This window comes from Acidovorax sp. NO-1 (assembly GCF_000238595.1).
Lineage (GTDB): Bacteria > Pseudomonadota > Gammaproteobacteria > Burkholderiales > Burkholderiaceae_C > Acidovorax.
This window is the reverse complement of sequence record NZ_AGTS01000151.1, coordinates 33,664-48,256: the sequence shown is the minus strand read 5'-3', so window position 1 is coordinate 48,256 and position 14,593 is coordinate 33,664. Positions and strand designations below refer to the sequence as shown.

Annotated in this window: 16 protein-coding genes; 10 read left to right on the top strand and 6 right to left on the bottom strand. The window is 66.7% G+C overall.

Features of this window, described 5'->3' with window-relative positions; genetic code table 11:
• Nucleotides 1-90: 90 nt before the first annotated feature.
• The 3 genes from KYG_RS22230 to KYG_RS22220 all read left to right on the top strand — a co-directional run bounded on the left by KYG_RS22230 (nt 91) and on the right by KYG_RS22220 (nt 3,773).
• Entirely contained in the window at nt 91-834 is a 744-nt protein-coding gene (locus KYG_RS22230; RefSeq protein WP_008907189.1) for a hypothetical protein, read from the top strand.
• A 74-nt stretch (nt 835-908) separates the two neighbouring features.
• A complete protein-coding gene (locus KYG_RS22225) occupies nt 909-2,597 on the top strand; it encodes an AMP-binding protein (protein ID WP_008907188.1) in 1,689 nt (562 codons plus the stop codon).
• Between the two features lie 216 nt (nt 2,598-2,813).
• Nucleotides 2,814-3,773: an MBL fold metallo-hydrolase gene (locus KYG_RS22220; RefSeq protein WP_008907187.1), complete on the top strand. Its 960-nt coding sequence runs from the start codon at nt 2,814-2,816 to the stop codon at nt 3,771-3,773.
• Nucleotides 3,774-3,803: 30 nt separating this feature from the next.
• Here KYG_RS22220 and KYG_RS22215 read toward each other — a convergent pair whose 3' ends face one another.
• Nucleotides 3,804-4,403, bottom strand: a complete 600-nt coding sequence (locus KYG_RS22215; RefSeq protein WP_008907186.1) for a DUF4124 domain-containing protein — start codon at nt 4,401-4,403, stop codon at nt 3,804-3,806.
• A 133-nt stretch (nt 4,404-4,536) separates the two neighbouring features.
• Complete coding sequence (locus KYG_RS22210; RefSeq protein ID WP_008907185.1) at nt 4,537-6,522, bottom strand: lytic transglycosylase domain-containing protein; 1,986 nt, start codon at nt 6,520-6,522, stop codon at nt 4,537-4,539.
• 14 nt (nt 6,523-6,536) lie between these two features.
• Here KYG_RS22210 and KYG_RS22205 point away from each other — a divergent pair, with 14 nt between their 5' ends.
• Complete coding sequence (locus tag KYG_RS22205; RefSeq protein WP_008907184.1) at nt 6,537-7,109, top strand: 5-formyltetrahydrofolate cyclo-ligase; 573 nt, start codon at nt 6,537-6,539, stop codon at nt 7,107-7,109.
• 119 nt (nt 7,110-7,228) lie between these two features.
• Nucleotides 7,229-7,912 (top strand): glutathione S-transferase family protein, encoded by a 684-nt coding sequence (locus tag KYG_RS22200; protein WP_008907183.1) that lies wholly within the window; start codon nt 7,229-7,231, stop codon nt 7,910-7,912.
• An 8-nt stretch (nt 7,913-7,920) separates the two neighbouring features.
• Here the strand turns inward: KYG_RS22200 and KYG_RS22195 are convergent, their stop codons facing one another.
• Nucleotides 7,921-8,385, bottom strand: a complete 465-nt coding sequence (locus tag KYG_RS22195) for a hypothetical protein (protein ID WP_008907182.1) — start codon at nt 8,383-8,385, stop codon at nt 7,921-7,923.
• A gap of 44 nt (nt 8,386-8,429) precedes the next feature.
• Here KYG_RS22195 and KYG_RS22190 point away from each other — a divergent pair, with 44 nt between their 5' ends.
• Nucleotides 8,430-9,680, top strand: coding sequence for a multifunctional CCA addition/repair protein (locus KYG_RS22190; RefSeq protein ID WP_034695880.1), 1,251 nt, complete (start codon nt 8,430-8,432; stop codon nt 9,678-9,680).
• A gap of 42 nt (nt 9,681-9,722) precedes the next feature.
• Here KYG_RS22190 and KYG_RS22185 read toward each other — a convergent pair whose 3' ends face one another.
• The 3 genes from KYG_RS22185 to KYG_RS22175 form a co-directional block, all read right to left on the bottom strand.
• Entirely contained in the window at nt 9,723-10,553 is an 831-nt protein-coding gene (locus KYG_RS22185) for a MipA/OmpV family protein (protein WP_008907180.1), read from the bottom strand.
• A 145-nt stretch (nt 10,554-10,698) separates the two neighbouring features.
• Nucleotides 10,699-11,340, bottom strand: a complete 642-nt coding sequence (locus KYG_RS22180) for an NrsF family protein (protein WP_008907179.1) — start codon at nt 11,338-11,340, stop codon at nt 10,699-10,701.
• Nucleotides 11,327-11,971: a sigma-70 family RNA polymerase sigma factor gene (locus tag KYG_RS22175; protein ID WP_008907178.1), complete on the bottom strand. Its 645-nt coding sequence runs from the start codon at nt 11,969-11,971 to the stop codon at nt 11,327-11,329. Before KYG_RS22175 ends, KYG_RS22180 begins: the two co-directional genes overlap by 14 nt.
• 216 nt (nt 11,972-12,187) lie before the next feature.
• On the opposite strand from KYG_RS22175, the gene KYG_RS22170 reads away from it, so the two are divergent.
• The 4 genes from KYG_RS22170 to KYG_RS22155 are packed head-to-tail and all read left to right on the top strand — an operon-like array spanning nt 12,188 to nt 14,584.
• Nucleotides 12,188-12,481 (top strand): DUF2282 domain-containing protein, encoded by a 294-nt coding sequence (locus KYG_RS22170; protein ID WP_008907177.1) that lies wholly within the window; start codon nt 12,188-12,190, stop codon nt 12,479-12,481.
• 3 nt (nt 12,482-12,484) lie between these two features.
• Nucleotides 12,485-13,336, top strand: coding sequence for a DUF692 domain-containing protein (locus KYG_RS22165; protein WP_008907176.1), 852 nt, complete (start codon nt 12,485-12,487; stop codon nt 13,334-13,336).
• A complete protein-coding gene (locus KYG_RS22160; protein ID WP_008907175.1) occupies nt 13,327-14,100 on the top strand; it encodes a DNA-binding domain-containing protein in 774 nt (257 codons plus the stop codon). Before KYG_RS22165 ends, KYG_RS22160 begins: the two co-directional genes overlap by 10 nt.
• Nucleotides 14,101-14,110: 10 nt before the next feature.
• Nucleotides 14,111-14,584 carry a DoxX family protein gene (locus tag KYG_RS22155; RefSeq protein WP_008907174.1) on the top strand — a complete coding sequence of 158 codons (474 nt, stop codon included), beginning with the start codon at nt 14,111-14,113 and terminating at the stop codon, nt 14,582-14,584.
• The last annotated feature ends 9 nt before the right edge of the window (nt 14,585-14,593 follow it).

Genomic DNA, 14,593 nt, shown 5'->3' with positions numbered 1-14,593 from the left:
TGAGGATGCAATGATGTAATCGACCAGCCGCATTGTGCGGCTTGGGCACCGCCCCGAGGCCATCAACACAACAGGAAGGAACCCCGCCCCATGGATGCCGCCCAGACCATCCGCGATGCCATTGCCGACGTGACCGCCCTGCGCCTGCACCGCACGGGCGACCCGGCGCTGGGGGCGGCGGTGGGCAGCGTCAAGACGTTCCAGGCGCGGCGCTTTCGCGGCACCTATGCGGATCTGATGGCCTCGCCCTCGTTCGGCCCGGCGGCAGGTTTTTTTCTGGAGGAGCTGTACAGCGACACCGACTACACAGACCGCGATCTGCAGTTTGGCCGCATCGCGGGTACGCTGCAGACCATGTTCCCCCAGCCGGTGGTGAACACCGCCGTGGCCCTGGCGGTGTTGCACGCACAGACCGAAGAGCTGGACCAGGACATGGGCCGCGCATGGCTGGCGCAAGGGGCCGGGGCAGCCAGCGAGGTTGCTCGCTACACCACCGCCTGGCGCACTGTGGCCCAGCGCCATGCGCGCCAGCAGCAGCTGGAGCGCGTGCTGGCCATGGGCACCGACCTGGCGCGCCTCACGCGCACACCCGGCCTGCGGATGATGCTGCGCATGATGCGCGGCCCCGCCAACGCCGCGGGCATGGGGGCGCTGCAGAAGTTTCTGGAGGCGGGGTTTGACACCTTCGGCCAGCTTGCGCGCCAGCGCGGCGGGGTGGAGCAGTTTCTGGCCACCATCGAGCAACGCGAGCGGGCGCTGATGGACCTGCTCTTCGATGCCGACCCTGTCACCTGCGGGACCCAGCTCGCCAACACACTAGGACAAGCCCGATAGCCCGCAACGCGCCCGCCTTCCACAATCTGTGCCCACCTATCAATGGCATTTGGCGAGCACAAGGAAACAAGCGCATGGAAAAGATCTGGCTCAAGAGCTACCCCCCGGGCGTCCCGCATGACGTGCAGCCCGAGCAATACCGCTCTGTGGCCCACCTGCTGGAAGAGTCGTTCCGCAAACACGCAAAGAGCCCGTTTTCGGTCTGCATGGACCAGTGGATGAGCTATGGCGAGCTCGAGCGCCGCTCGGCCGCGCTGGGCGCCTACCTGCAAAGCCTGGGGCTCGAGCCCGGCGCGCGCGTGGCCATCATGCTGCCCAACATCCCGCAGTTTGGCGTGACCATGGCCGCCGTGCTGCGCGCCGGCTACACCTGCGTGAACGTGAACCCGCTCTACACCGCGCGCGAGCTGCAGCACCAGCTCAAGGACTCGGGCGCCACGGCCATCGTGATCCTGGAGAACTTTGCCCACACGCTGGCCGAGGTGGTGGACCACACGGCCGTGAAGCACGTGGTGATGGCCTCCATGGGCGACCTGCTGGGTTTCTGGTTTGGCAAATGGATCACCTTTGCCGTGCGGCATCTCGCCAAGATGGTGCCTGCGTATGAGCTGCCGCTGTCCAATGGCCGCAAGGTCGTCACCTTCAAGAAGGCGCTGTCGCTGGGCGAGCACAAGTCGCTCGCACCCAGCCAGGCCACGCTCGACTCCATTGCCTTCCTGCAGTACACGGGGGGCACCACAGGCCTGTCGAAGGGCGCAGTGCTCACCCACCGCAACATCGTGGCCGCCACGCTGCAGGCCGAGGCGTGGTTCACGCCCGCGCTGTCCAAGGTGGGCGATGTGAGCAAGGCCAACAGCATTGCCGCGCTGCCGCTGTACCACATCTTTGCGCTCACGCTGTGCCTGCTGGCCATACGCCAGGGCTCCAGCCTCACGCTGATTCCCAATCCGCGCGACATTCCGAAGTTTGTCGCCGAGCTCAAGAAACGCCCCTTCCACATGCTGCCCGCAGTGAACACGCTGTTCAACGCGCTGCTGCAGAACCCGCAGTTCCGTGCACTCGATTTCTCGCACCTGTGCGTGTCGCAGGCCGGAGGCATGGCGGCCAGCGAAGGCACGGCCAAGCAGTGGCAAAAAGTGACCGGCAGCACCATGATCGAGGGCTGGGGCATGAGCGAGACCTGCGCCATCGGCACCAACAACCCGGTGAACAACACGTCGTTTAGCGGCAACATCGGCCTGCCGCTGCCGGGCATCGACATTGCCATCAAGGACGACGAAGGCAACAGCCTGCCCCAGGGCGAATCGGGCGAGATCTGCATCCGCGGCCCCAACGTGATGACGGGCTACTACAACCAGCCCGAAGAGAATGCCAAGGCCTTCACCCCAGACGGCTTCATGCGCACGGGCGACATCGGCATCATGGACGCGCAGGGCTTCACCCGCATCATCGACCGCAAGAAGGACATGATTTTGGTGAGCGGCTTCAACGTGTTCCCCAACGAGCTGGAGCAGGTCATCAGCATGTGCCCCGGCGTGGTGGAATGCGCGGCCATCGGCATTCCCGACGAAAAGCAGGGCGAAGCCATCAAGGTCTTCATCATCAAGAACGACCCGGCCCTGACGGAGGACGAGGTGGCCAACTACTGCCACCAGAACCTCACCGGCTACAAGCGCCCCAAGTACATCGAGTTCCGCGACGAACTGCCCAAGAGCAACGTGGGCAAGATCCTGCGGCGCGAGCTGCGGTCACCCACCGCGTAGTGCGCCGGGGGGCGCTGAGCCCCCACCGCATTACTGCTTCACCATTTCATTCCCAAGGGCGCTTCGGCGCCCTTGTTGCAGCCCACACCAGGGCGGCCGCCACCGCACCCTGGCCCTGGCCCTTCATTGTTGATTGCGGGTTTTGGAGGGCTTGGTTACCCCGGCGCGTGGGGTACGCTGGCGCGTTACCGCACGCCGTGGCACCCTGCCGCTGCAATGACCACGCCCCTCATGCCGCCCATGCCCCACAGCCCCGCTCCCCACGCGCTTCTTCCCCCTGCCATCACCGTCCTGGAACGCGGCTGGCTGTCGGCCAACAACATCCTCTTCATCGGCCAGCACGACACCGCACTGGTGGACACCGGCTACTGCAGCCATGCGGACCAGACCGTGGCGCTGGTGCAGGATGCCCTCGGCGGGCGGGCGCTGGACCGGGTGCTCAACACCCACCTGCACAGCGACCACTGCGGCGGCAACGCCGCGCTGCAACGTGCATGGCCTGCCGTGCACACGGCCATCCCCCCGGGCCAGGCCACCCAGGTGCGCCAGTGGGACGCCTATGCGCTGAGCTACACCCCCACCGGCCAGGAATGCCCGCAGTTCCGCTTTGAGGCGGTGCTGGAGCCGGGCTCCAGCGTGCTGCTGGGCGATACCCCGTGGCAGGTGCACGCTGCGCCCGGCCACGACCCCCATTCGGTGGTGTTGTTCGAGCCCCGGGACCGCATCCTGATCTCGGCCGACGCACTGTGGGAAAACGGTTTTGGCGTGGTGTTTCCCGAGCTGGAGGGTGACGATGCGTTTGCCGATGTCGCCGCCACGCTGGACGTGATCGAAAAGCTCTCGCCCCGGGTGGTCATCCCCGGCCACGGCCCCGTATTTGCCGATGCCCCCCGCGCCATCGACGGCGCACGGCGGCGCCTCGACGGCTTTGTGCGCAACCCGGGCAAACACGCGATGTATGCAGCCAAGGTGCTGCTCAAGTACAAGCTGCTGGAGTGGCAGCAGATCCGCATGGAAGACCTCAGGGCTTGGGCGCAGGCCACACCCTACTTCGGCATGCTGCGCGCACGCCACTTTGCCGAGCAGGCCGAAGGCGAATGGCTCGCCCATCTGGCCGATGAGCTGGTGCGCTCAGGCGCAGCCACCCGCCACGCGCAGATGCTGCACAACGCATGAGCGCCTGGCTGAGGGCCCGGGCTCAGCAGGTCAGTGCTTGAACTGCTTGTCGCAACCCGTCACGTGGTTGTAGCTGCTGGACATGCACTGGTAGAACGACTTCTTGTTGCCTGACGCCCCCTGGCAGTCCGACACGCTGTACTTGCCCCTGGCTTCGCGGATCTTGGGCGCCGTGGCGTCGAAAGCCGCCTGTGTCATGTAGCCGTCGCGCACGTTCTTCTGGCCCACTTCCAGCATCAGGTCGGCCTGGTATTGGATGTTGTCCACAGCCGCGGTGCAGTTCAGCGGCACCTGCTTGCTGTCCACCTTGCCCAGAGAATCCTTGAGGGCCTTGCCGAACTCCGCCACGTCCTTGGGAACCTTCTTGGTGCCGTCGGGGTTGTATTCCTGTTGGGCACGGGCGCTGGCGCTGCCCTTGCCGGCCGCACCCGCGCCGCCGCTGGTACCGTTGCTGCCTTGCAGCTTGAGGGGCGCGGCGTCCGGCTTGGCGGGCGGTGGCTGTGATCCGTAGTGGGTCTTGCCGTTCTCGTCCACCCATTTGTAGACCGGCTGCGCCTGGGCAGCCCCGCAGGTCGCCCACAGCATGAGTCCGATGGCCGCAGCAGCCACCATCTCTTTGCGCTTTGTCATCCCTCTCCTCCCAAAAAATCACAATCAAATCAGGCTTCAGCGCTTATCGACCAAGCGCTGACAGCTCTTATATTTATAGCAAAACCGTTATTCTTCCATTCACCGCCTGCCCCAGTCTTCGGCAACCCCTGCGTCAAGGCAGGTCCTTGTTCACCTCGGGCGCGGCCGCATCACGCGGGCCGACGGTGCCCAGACGGCTTTTGAGCGACTGCGGCTGCCCCGTGAGCATGGCGGCGTAGTTGGTGGTGTTGGACAGCACCTTCTTCACGTAGTCGCGCGTTTCGGCAAAGGGCACGTTCTCGGCCCAGATGGCGGCATCCAGCACGGGGCCGTTGCGCCAGCTGCGCGGGCGGCCGGGGCCGGCGTTGTAGGCCGCGGCGGCCATGGGCATGGAGCCCGCAAAATCATCCAGCGCCAGCTTGAGGTAGGCCGTGCCGATGGCGATGTTGGTGTCGCGGTCGTTGATCTGGTCGGCGGTGAAGTTGGTCATGCCGATCTTGCGGGCCGTCCAGCGCGCCGTGGCGGGCATGACCTGCATGAGGCCCGATGCGCCGACGTGCGAGCGCGCATCCATGATGAAGCGGCTTTCCTGGCGGATCAGGCCGTACACGTAGGCCGGGTCCAGGCCGATAGCGTTGGCGCGCTCCACCACCGCGCTGCGAAACGGCGTGGGAAAGCGCTGCGCGACATCGACGACGCTCTTGGTGCGTTCGCTGGTGTTGATGCAGCGGTCCCACACCTCGCGCTGGCAGGCGAAGTCGGCGGCGGCCAGCAGCTCGCGGTCGCCCATGCCGCCGCTCTGGTGCAGGTTGGTGGTGTAGTTCCACTCGCGCACGCCTTCGCTGCGCAGCCCGAGCAGGATGGCGTACAGGCCGCGATTCAGCCCTGGGTTGGCGCGGGCGGCGGCCTTTTCCTCGGCCGTGAGCGGCGCGGGGGCGGGCGGCGTGGTGATGCGCTGGCCCAGCTCCTCCAGCGCCAGCATTTCGTAAAAGCCGCGCGTGCTGGCAATGCCTTCCAGCAGCTGGCGCGCCTCGGCACGGTCCGCCTCGCCGGGCTTGCCCGCCAGCAAGGCGCGCGCCTTCCAGTACACCCAGGTGCTGTCCTGACGGGCCTCGTCGCTCATGGCGTCCACGGCATTGCTCACCGTTTTCCACTGGCCGGCGCGCAAGGCGGCGCGCACCTTCCAGCCCAGCAAGTCGTCGTTGAGGTGGCTGCTGCGCGTCACGTTGGAGAAATAGCCGTGCGCGCTGCCCGCCAGCTTCTGCGCGGCAGATTTGCCAATAACGCCCCAGGCCCAGTTGCGCTCTTCGGCAGAAAGGTATTCGCTCCACTTGCTGTCGAGCTGGTGGGCGGCGCCATCGGGGTCGCCCCCAGCCAGCCGGATGAGGGCTAGCAACACCAGCTCCTGGCGCACCCGGCCACCGGCTGTGGAGCGCGAAGACAGGTATTTGCTGGGCGCGTCCAAAGCCTCTTTGAGCTGCCCCAGCGCCTCGGGGGCCACGATCTCCACCGCCGCCCGCACCGCGCGCGGGCGGTTGGCTTCGGCACCCAGCCGGGCCTTGCGCCAGACATCCAGCGCCGAGAGCTTCTTGTAGCTGAAAAACTCGCCCGCCGCGTGGGTGCAGCCGTCGTCGGCATCGCGCTGTGCATACCAGTTGCGGCGCACTTCGTCTGCCGCAGTGGCGGGCGCGGTGCCCTTGATCTGGTCGATCAGCAGGGCGTAACAGCGCACCTCACGGTCGTCCGACATGCGAAAGTGGGGGTGCTGTTCGGCAAATTGCGACCAGTCGCGCCGCTGGCCCAGCAGCAGCAGCCAGTCGTTGCGCAGGCGGTCTTCCTGGTAGCTGCCCGCGTAGCGCTGCAAAAACGACTGGATTTCGGCCGGCTGTGCCTCGCCCAGGCGCGCCTTGAGCTCCCAGTAGGCCGCCCAGGGCTCCAGCGCATGCCCGCGTGCAGCGGGCAGCAGCTGCGCCAGCTTGCTGCGGTCGCCCTTGCGGAAGGCCTGGTGCATCTCCAGCAGGGTCTCGTCACCACGGTTTTGCGCCAGGACAAGGGGCGCGGTGGCGGCCAGCACGGTAGCGGCCACAAGGGGTGTCAGAATCGCTCTGAGAAATTGCATGGGGGAATTATCTGATGGACAAAGCAGCCCTTCGGCGCGCATTGATTGAAGAACGCCTCAACCTGCCCGACCGCCTGCAGCGATCCGACCTGTTGCAGCAGGTGATGCGCATCTGGCTGGTGAACCGGCCGGATACGGTGATCGGCGCCTACTGGCCCATCAAGGGCGAGTTCGACCCCCTGCCCGCCCTGCACCGCTGGAAGGAAGACGGCGAGCTGCTGGACGAACCCCAGCTGCGCCGCATCGGCCTGCCCGTGGTCAACAAGCAGCACAAGACGCTCACCTTCCACGCCTGGTACCCCGGCTGCCCCATGGAAGAAGACGCCTACGGCATCCCCAAGCCCAAGGACACCGAGGTCATCGTGCCCACGCTGCTGTTTGTGCCCTGCGTGGGCTACGCGCCGGGCGGCTACCGGCTGGGCTACGGTGGTGGCTTTTACGACCGCACCCTGGCCACGCTGCAGCCGCAGCCTTTTACCGTGGGTCTTGGTTTCACGCATGGCTATCTGGACGACTTTGAGCCCGAAGAGTTCGATCTTCCGCTCGATGCCATCCTGAACGACAACGGCGTGGTCTGGCCGGTCTGACCACCGGCCCGGTGGCCGGTGATGCCTGCTGCGCATCATTCAGGCCGATTTTTGGCATCGCGGCTGCGCCCGGTAGCCGCTAGCATGGCGGGCTGATCTCTTCACTTCAGAGGCCCACCATGCTCAAGCTTTATATCGGCAACAAGAACTACTCGTCCTGGTCCATGCGCCCCTGGGTGCTGCTCAAGCAGGCGGGCATCGTGTTTGAAGAAGTGCGCGTGCGCTTCGACAGCTTTGACGCCAACTCGGAGTTCAAGCGCACGATGGGACCCGTGAGCCCCACGGGCAAGGTGCCGGTGCTGGTGGATGGTGACCTGGTGGTGTGGGACACGCTGGCGATTGCCGAATACGTGGCCGAAACCCACCCCGACAAGAAGCTCTGGCCCGCAGACGCCAAGGCACGCGCTCGCGCACGCAGCGTCTGCGCCGAGATGCACAGCGGCTTCACCGCCCTGCGCAGCCACTGCCCCATGAACATCGAGGCCCACCTGCCCGACACGGGCGCGCTGATCTGGCGCGACCAGGCCGGCGTGCGCGCCGACGTGCAGCGCCTGGTGGACATGTGGAGCGCGCTGCTGCAAGAGCACGGCGGCCCCCTGCTGTTTGGCGAATTCACCGTGGCCGACGCCTACTTTGCCCCCGTGTGCATGCGCCTGCACACCTACGCACTGCCTGTGCCCGCCGCTATCAAAGACTATGTGGACCGCGTGCGCGCCCTGCCGGGCGTGCAGGCCTGGGTCGACGAGGCCCTGGCCGAGAAGGACTTTCTGGCCTTTGAAGAGCCCTACCGCCTGCGGCGCTGAAGGGCCCGCTAGCGGAACTGCTTGCGCAAAAACGGCTTGTGCCGTGCGATGTGCGCCAGCTGGGCGGGGGCGATGGTGCCGCCCAGGTCTTCGTCCTCGGTGTTGAGCACCTGGTTGGCATAGGCCAGCGCACGGGCCACCACCTCTTCTTCGCTCACGCCCTGCGTGGCGGCCAGGTCCAGCGCCACGCGGCGCATGGCGCGCTGCGACAGCATCCACATGGCGCCGAACGAATCCCATGCGGCCGCCATCTCCTTGAACTTGTCGTGCTCGGCCAGGATGTCGTTGAGCGGCTTGGCCAGGATCTCCTGCAGGTCATCCACCTTGGCTTTCAAGGCTTCGAGCTGCGCCTCGCGCTGCAGGGCCTCGGCAGCCGCGTTGGCGGCTGCGTCCGGCGCCGTGGGCACGGGCATGCTGCCGTCGGGGTTGAGCTGGGCGATGGTGAGGTCGGAAAGTTCAGACGATGGAGGCATGGTGGGTTGAATATACGGCGCGGCGCAGGTTCTAAACTCGCTCCATGCAAATCTACATGGTGGGCGGCGCCGTCCGCGACAAGCTGCTGGGCCGGCCGGTGAACGACCACGACTGGGTGGTGGTAGGTGCCACGCCCGAGCAGATGCTGGAGCTGGGCTATCTGCCGGTGGGGCGCGACTTCCCGGTGTTTTTGCACCCCGAAACGCGCGAGGAATACGCACTGGCCCGCACCGAGCGCAAGAGCGGGCGGGGCTACCGGGGCTTTGTGGTGGAAAGCTCGCCCGACGTGACGCTGGAAGAAGACCTTTCCCGCCGCGACCTCACTATCAATGCAATAGCTACTAGCGCTTATGGGACAAGCGCTGGAGGCATTTTTGACCCATATTCTGGCGCCAAAGACATCGAGGCGCGGGTGCTGCGCCATGTGACCGACTCGTTCCGCGAAGACCCGGTGCGCATCCTGCGCGTGGCGCGGTTTGCGGCGCGGTTCACTGATTTCACCGTGGCGCCAGAAACGATGCAGCTGATGCGCGAGATGGTGGCGCATGGCGAGGTGGACCACCTGGTGCCCGAGCGCGTGTGGCAGGAGCTGGCGCGCGGGCTGATGGAAGAAAAACCGTCGCGCATGTTCGAGGTGCTGCGCGCGTGCGGCGCGCTGCAGGTGCTGTTGCCCGAAGTGGCGCGCCTGTGGGGCGTGCCCCAGCGGGCCGAATACCACCCCGAGGTGGACACCGGCGTGCACCTGATGATGGTGCTGGACATGTCCGCCCGGCTGCAGGCGCCGCTCACGGTGCGCTTCGCATGCCTGGTGCACGATCTGGGCAAGGGCACCACGCCCGCGCACGTGTTGCCGCGCCACATCGGCCACGAAGAGCGCAGCGCCAGGCTGCTCAGGACACTTGCCGAACGGCTGCGTGTACCCGTGGACTGCCGCGAGACGGCCGATGTGGTGGCGCGCGAGCACGGCAACATCCACCGCAGCGGCGAGCTTTCGGCCGCTGCGCTGGTGCGCCTGCTGGAGCGCTGCGACGCCATACGCAAGCCAGAGCGGTTTGCCGAGATTCTGCTGGCGTGCGAGTGCGACGCACGCGGGCGGCTGGGGTTTGACGAGGCCGCCTACCCGCAGCGCCAGCGCCTGGCCGCCGTGCTGCAGGCCGCACAGTCGGTTGTCACGCGCGACATTGCTGCGCGGGCGGCAGCCCAGGGCCTCACCGGGCCCAAGGTGGGTGCGCTGATCCACCAGGCGCGGGTGGATGCGGTGGCGCACTGGCTGCGTGAAGCGGCGCCCGAGTGACCTCCCCTCCGGGCGCGCAGCCCCGTTTACCCGCAGACGCCCTCAGAACGCGTATGCCACCGCCAGAACGCCGTTGACCCCGGCGCGGTCGCGCACGATGGGGCTGCGGGCGGCATCGCCCTGCAGCCGACTGTACGACAGCGCGGCCGTGGCCGATGCGCGCGGCGTGATGGCGTAGGTGGCAGACACGGACACCCGTACATCCCGCACACCGGCGCCGGCTGTGTAAACGCCTCGGCCGCTGCGGGTAGCCTGGACGGCATCGACGCCAAAGTAGGACTGCGTGTAGGCCGCGTTGGCCCACGTAGTGGCTACGCCCGCGCCCACGCGCCATGCGGGTGCTACCTGCGCGGTGAGGCCCGCCCCAAGGTCCAGCAGCAGGCCATCGCGCCCCTGCCCCGCGCCGTAGCGCAGCGATGAGGTCAGAAAGGTGTGGGCCGTGGGTTGCAGGTTGTAAAACGCACCGATTTCCGGGCAGGCATCCACGTCCCCCAGGCCCCGCAACACCGCCGAGCGGCTCTCGTCGCGGCCGAAGTCTGCCGTCAGGCGCACACCATATTGCACACCGGCCTGCCGCGAAAAGTTGTAGCCCACGCCGTTGGTGGTACCCGCAAACCAGCCGCTGGCCCAGCGGTAGTCAATGGCAGGGTAGGCGCGCGTGCGGCGCTCGTCCGAGCCCATGTACTGATGCCCGGCTACCACAGCCAGCCCCAAGGTTCCGCCATCGCGGTCGGCCGCTGCGCCGTACAGGCGCACCGCGTCAAAGGCCTGGGCATGGGCGCCAGACGCCATCACCGCCCCCAGTGCGGTGACGGTCAGCAGGGCTGCAATACGAACTGCAGAAGGGGAAATGGCAAGGACGGCAGGGCGCATGGCGAAATCCTGTACATGTTGGTTTCAAAACGACTGAATGGTATATTTTTAATACCAATCAGTCAAACCTGAAGGAGTACACGGGAAAACACCGCAAGAGCACTTGGTCCTGCGCGATACCTCTGCACAGCGGCGAAGGGCGCAGCTACCAGCGCAGCAGGTGCGGCGCCAGCACCGCACCCAGCGCCGTCGGAATCGCCATGCCCGCCAGGTACCACACCGCCAGGAACGGGGCGGCCATTTCGGGGCAATGCAGGGCGTACACCAGCGCACCCAGCGCACCTGCCAGCAAGCCGGCGCCGGCGCCCGCCCACGCCAGGCGCGTGGGCGCGGCCCCCCGGAGAGCCCAGAAGCTCGCCACAAACGCTGGCACCGACAGCGCCGCGATGCTGAACGGACAGGTGCGCCAGGTGCTTCCCAGGATGAGCGGCATGCGCTCTGCAGCCGACACCTGCGACAACGCCCACAAGGCCATGCCCCACAGCACCAGCGGCGGCATGGCCAGCCACAGCGCCGCGTGCCCCACCGCCATGCCCGGGCGGGCCATGCGGCGCAGCAGCGCCAGCCCGGCAGCAGCCAGCGCAGCCGCAAACACCAGCTTGCCCCAGAACATGGGCAGCGCCATGGTCGCCAGCAAACCGGGGCGCAGGCCGAACAGGGCCAGCATCAACACCCCGGCACCGGCCATGCCCGCCAGCGTGGCCACCAAAAACCGCTGCTCTATCGCGTTGCGCTGCACTGGCCGGTCATCGGCGACCAGCAGGTGGATCAATTCATCGGTTTTCATGCCATTCCTCCTGGGACTTGCGCAATTCAGGCTGCAACGACGAGCCTTTGGATGCACCCGTCGATTTGCTTGAACCCTGTTTTGCGTAAGTCATGTCTCTGATCCTGCCGGCCAAGGCCTTCAGCCCCCGGTGCACGCCGACTTTGACGGCTGACTCCGACAGCCCCGTGAGGCGCGCCGTCTCAACCACCGACAAACCTTCCAGCTTCACATACTCAATCGGCAGGCGCTGCTTGTCGGGCAGCGTGCGCAACAGTTGCCCCAGGTCCCGCCGGGCTTCGGCGGCCTCGCTGTCGCTGCTGGCAAACAACTCGTCGGCATCGTCCAGCGGGTCGTTGCGCCCTTCTTTCACTGCGTGCGAGCGCAGCCAGTCGATGAGCTTGTAGCGCGCAATGGCATGCGCCCAGGCCGTCACCGGCATGTCGGGCCGGTAGGTGTGGCGCTGGTTGTGCACCGCCAGCAGCGTTTCCTGCACCAGGTCTTCCACTTCATCGGGCCGCTGCGCAAGGCGGCGGCGCAAGAAGGCGCGCAGGTGGGCACTCAGCTCTTTCAAAAAGCGCTGGTAGGCGGCTGCGTCGGTATCCAGCCCCTGCAGCAACAAGCCTCGCAGGCGCTCTTCCACACTCTCCATGGTGTCTCCCTGAAGGCAATTCGGATGCCGGGACCGATGGGTTACAGGCCATGCAAAAAAACTTTGGCGGCATGTCGCCACGCATTTTTTTTGCGCAGTGCTGTAACCCGCCTGCTGCGCAGCCCGAATTACAACGCAGATCGGGTATTTCAACGCGGCCACTGCGCAGCACCCCGGTCGGATTCAACCCTTGTCCAACCCTCGGAGAAACGTACCATGTCCACTCGCACCCTCAGCCTCGGCGCCTTGGCCCTCGCAGCCCTGACCTCTGGCGCCGCCATGGCCCAAACCAACGCGGCCCCCATGGACGGCGCCAAGCCCGCCATGGAGAAGTGCTACGGCGTCTCGATGGCGGGCAAGAACGACTGCGCCGCAGGCCCCGGCACCACCTGCGCAGGCACCTCCAAGATGGACTACCAGGGCAACGCCTGGAAGTATGTGCCCGCAGGCACTTGCGCCACTATCAAGACCCCCAAGGGCATGGGCTCGCTGACACCCGCCAAGGCCTGATCCATGGCCCAGTGCTCTCTCACCGCCGGCCTGGGCCTCAAGCCCCAGCACTATGCCGAGGCGCTGCACTGCACCGCCCCGGGCCTGTGGTGGGAGGTGCACCCCGAAAACTACCTGGCCGATGGCGGCCCCCGCGTGGCTTGGCTGGAGGCCATCCGCGCGCGCCACTCCGTGGCACTGCACGGCGTGTCGTTGTCGCTCGCAGCCGATGCGCCGCCCGATGAGGCTCACCTGACGCGGCTGGCCGCCCTTGCAAGGCGGGTGGAGCCCGTCATCATTTCAGAACACCTGGCCTGGTCCAGCTGGCGCGGGCAGTACCTGCCCGACCTGCTGCCGTTTCCGCGCACGCAGGCTGCCTTGCAACGCATCGCAGACAACATCGCCCGCACACAGGACGTGCTGCAACGCCCCATCGCCATCGAGAACCCCACGCACTACCTGCACATCGATGGCCACGACTGGGCCGAAACCGACTTTCTGGCCGAACTGGTGCAGCGCACCGGTTGTGCCCTGCTGCTGGACGTGAACAACGTGTACGTCAGCGCCAACAACCTGGGCTTTGACGCGCACGCCTACCTCCATGCGTTCCCCCTGCACGCCGTGGCCGAAATCCACCTGGCAGGCCACCATGCCGACCCGGTGCATGGCCATGCCCTGCTGATCGACAGCCACGATGTGCCCATCGCCCCCGGGGTATGGGCGCTGTACGCACAGGTGATTGCACGCACCGGCCCCGTGCCCACCCTCGTCGAGCGGGACGACCAGCTGCCCGCCTTCTGCGAACTACTGGCAGAGCGCGACCAGGCCCACAGCGCGCTCACAGCGACGCAGCCCGAGGAGGCCCCATGCAGCTGAGCGCCTTCCAGGACGGCTTCTCTGCCGCGTTGCTCGGCCATGCTGCGCAAGCACCGTGGCTGTCTGCGCTGGAATGCCAACCGGGCTTTGCCGTGTACCGCAACACCGCGCTCAAAGGCTGCATCGATGCGCTGCAGGCCAACTACCCCACGGTGTGCCAGCTGGTGGGCGAAGAGTGGCTCCGCGCCGCTGCGGGGGTGTTTGCCCGCGCCCGGCCGCCACTTGACGGCCTGCTGGTGGACTACGGCGCGGGGTTTGCCGACTTTCTGACCGGGTTTGCACCGGCGGCCGAGCTGCCCTACCTGAGTGCCGTGGCGCGCCTGGACCGCTGCTGGACCGAATGCCATCTGGCGGCAGACGCTACCGCCCATACCCCCACACTTGGCCGCGACTGGCTGGCACAGCAGACGCCCGACACATTGCCCCTGATGCGACTGCGCCCCCACCCCGCCACGCGCTGGGCCTGGAGCGACGAACATCCTGCGTACACCCTGTGGCAAAGCCACCGTGACGGCCTGACACCCAAAGAGCCGCTGGAGTGGACTGGCGATGGCGCCTTGCTCACCCGGCCCCATGCAGAAGTGGTGTGGCACCCCCTGTCGCGCGCTGGAGTGGCTTTTCTGGACGCCTGCGCCCAGGGTCACGCGCTGGAGGCCGCCGCCACTTCGGCGCTGGGTGTCGAACCCACCACAGACTTTGCGGCGCTGATCAACACCTTGCTGGACGCAGGCGCATTGATACCCACCGATTCACGACCATGCTGAGGAGCCCTTCATGACCACCCGCACACACGTGCCCGCTGTACCTCCCAAGGGCCCTCGCGGGCTGGGCGCGCGCCTGGCCGACACCGCCACATGGCTTACCCCGCACAGCCTGCTGGCGCTGGTCAACCGGGTGGCCATCGCAGGCATCTTCTGGATGTCGGCCCGCACCAAGGTCGATGGCTGGTTCACCATCTCCGACAGCGCCTACATGCTGTTCCGCGAGGAATACAGGCTGCCCCTGCTGCCGCCCGATCTGGCGGCGCAGATGGCCACCGTGGCCGAGCATGTGTTTCCGGTGCTGCTGGTGCTGGGCCTGTTCACCCGCCTGTCTGCCCTGGCCTTGCTGGGCATGACACTGATCATCCAGGTGTTTGTCTACCCCGATGCGTGGGCCACCCATCTGTCATGGGCAGGGCTGATGCTGTACCTGGTGGGGCGCGGCGCAGGCAGCGTGTCGGCGGACCGCGTGCTGGGAATCCGCTGACCGCTGCGC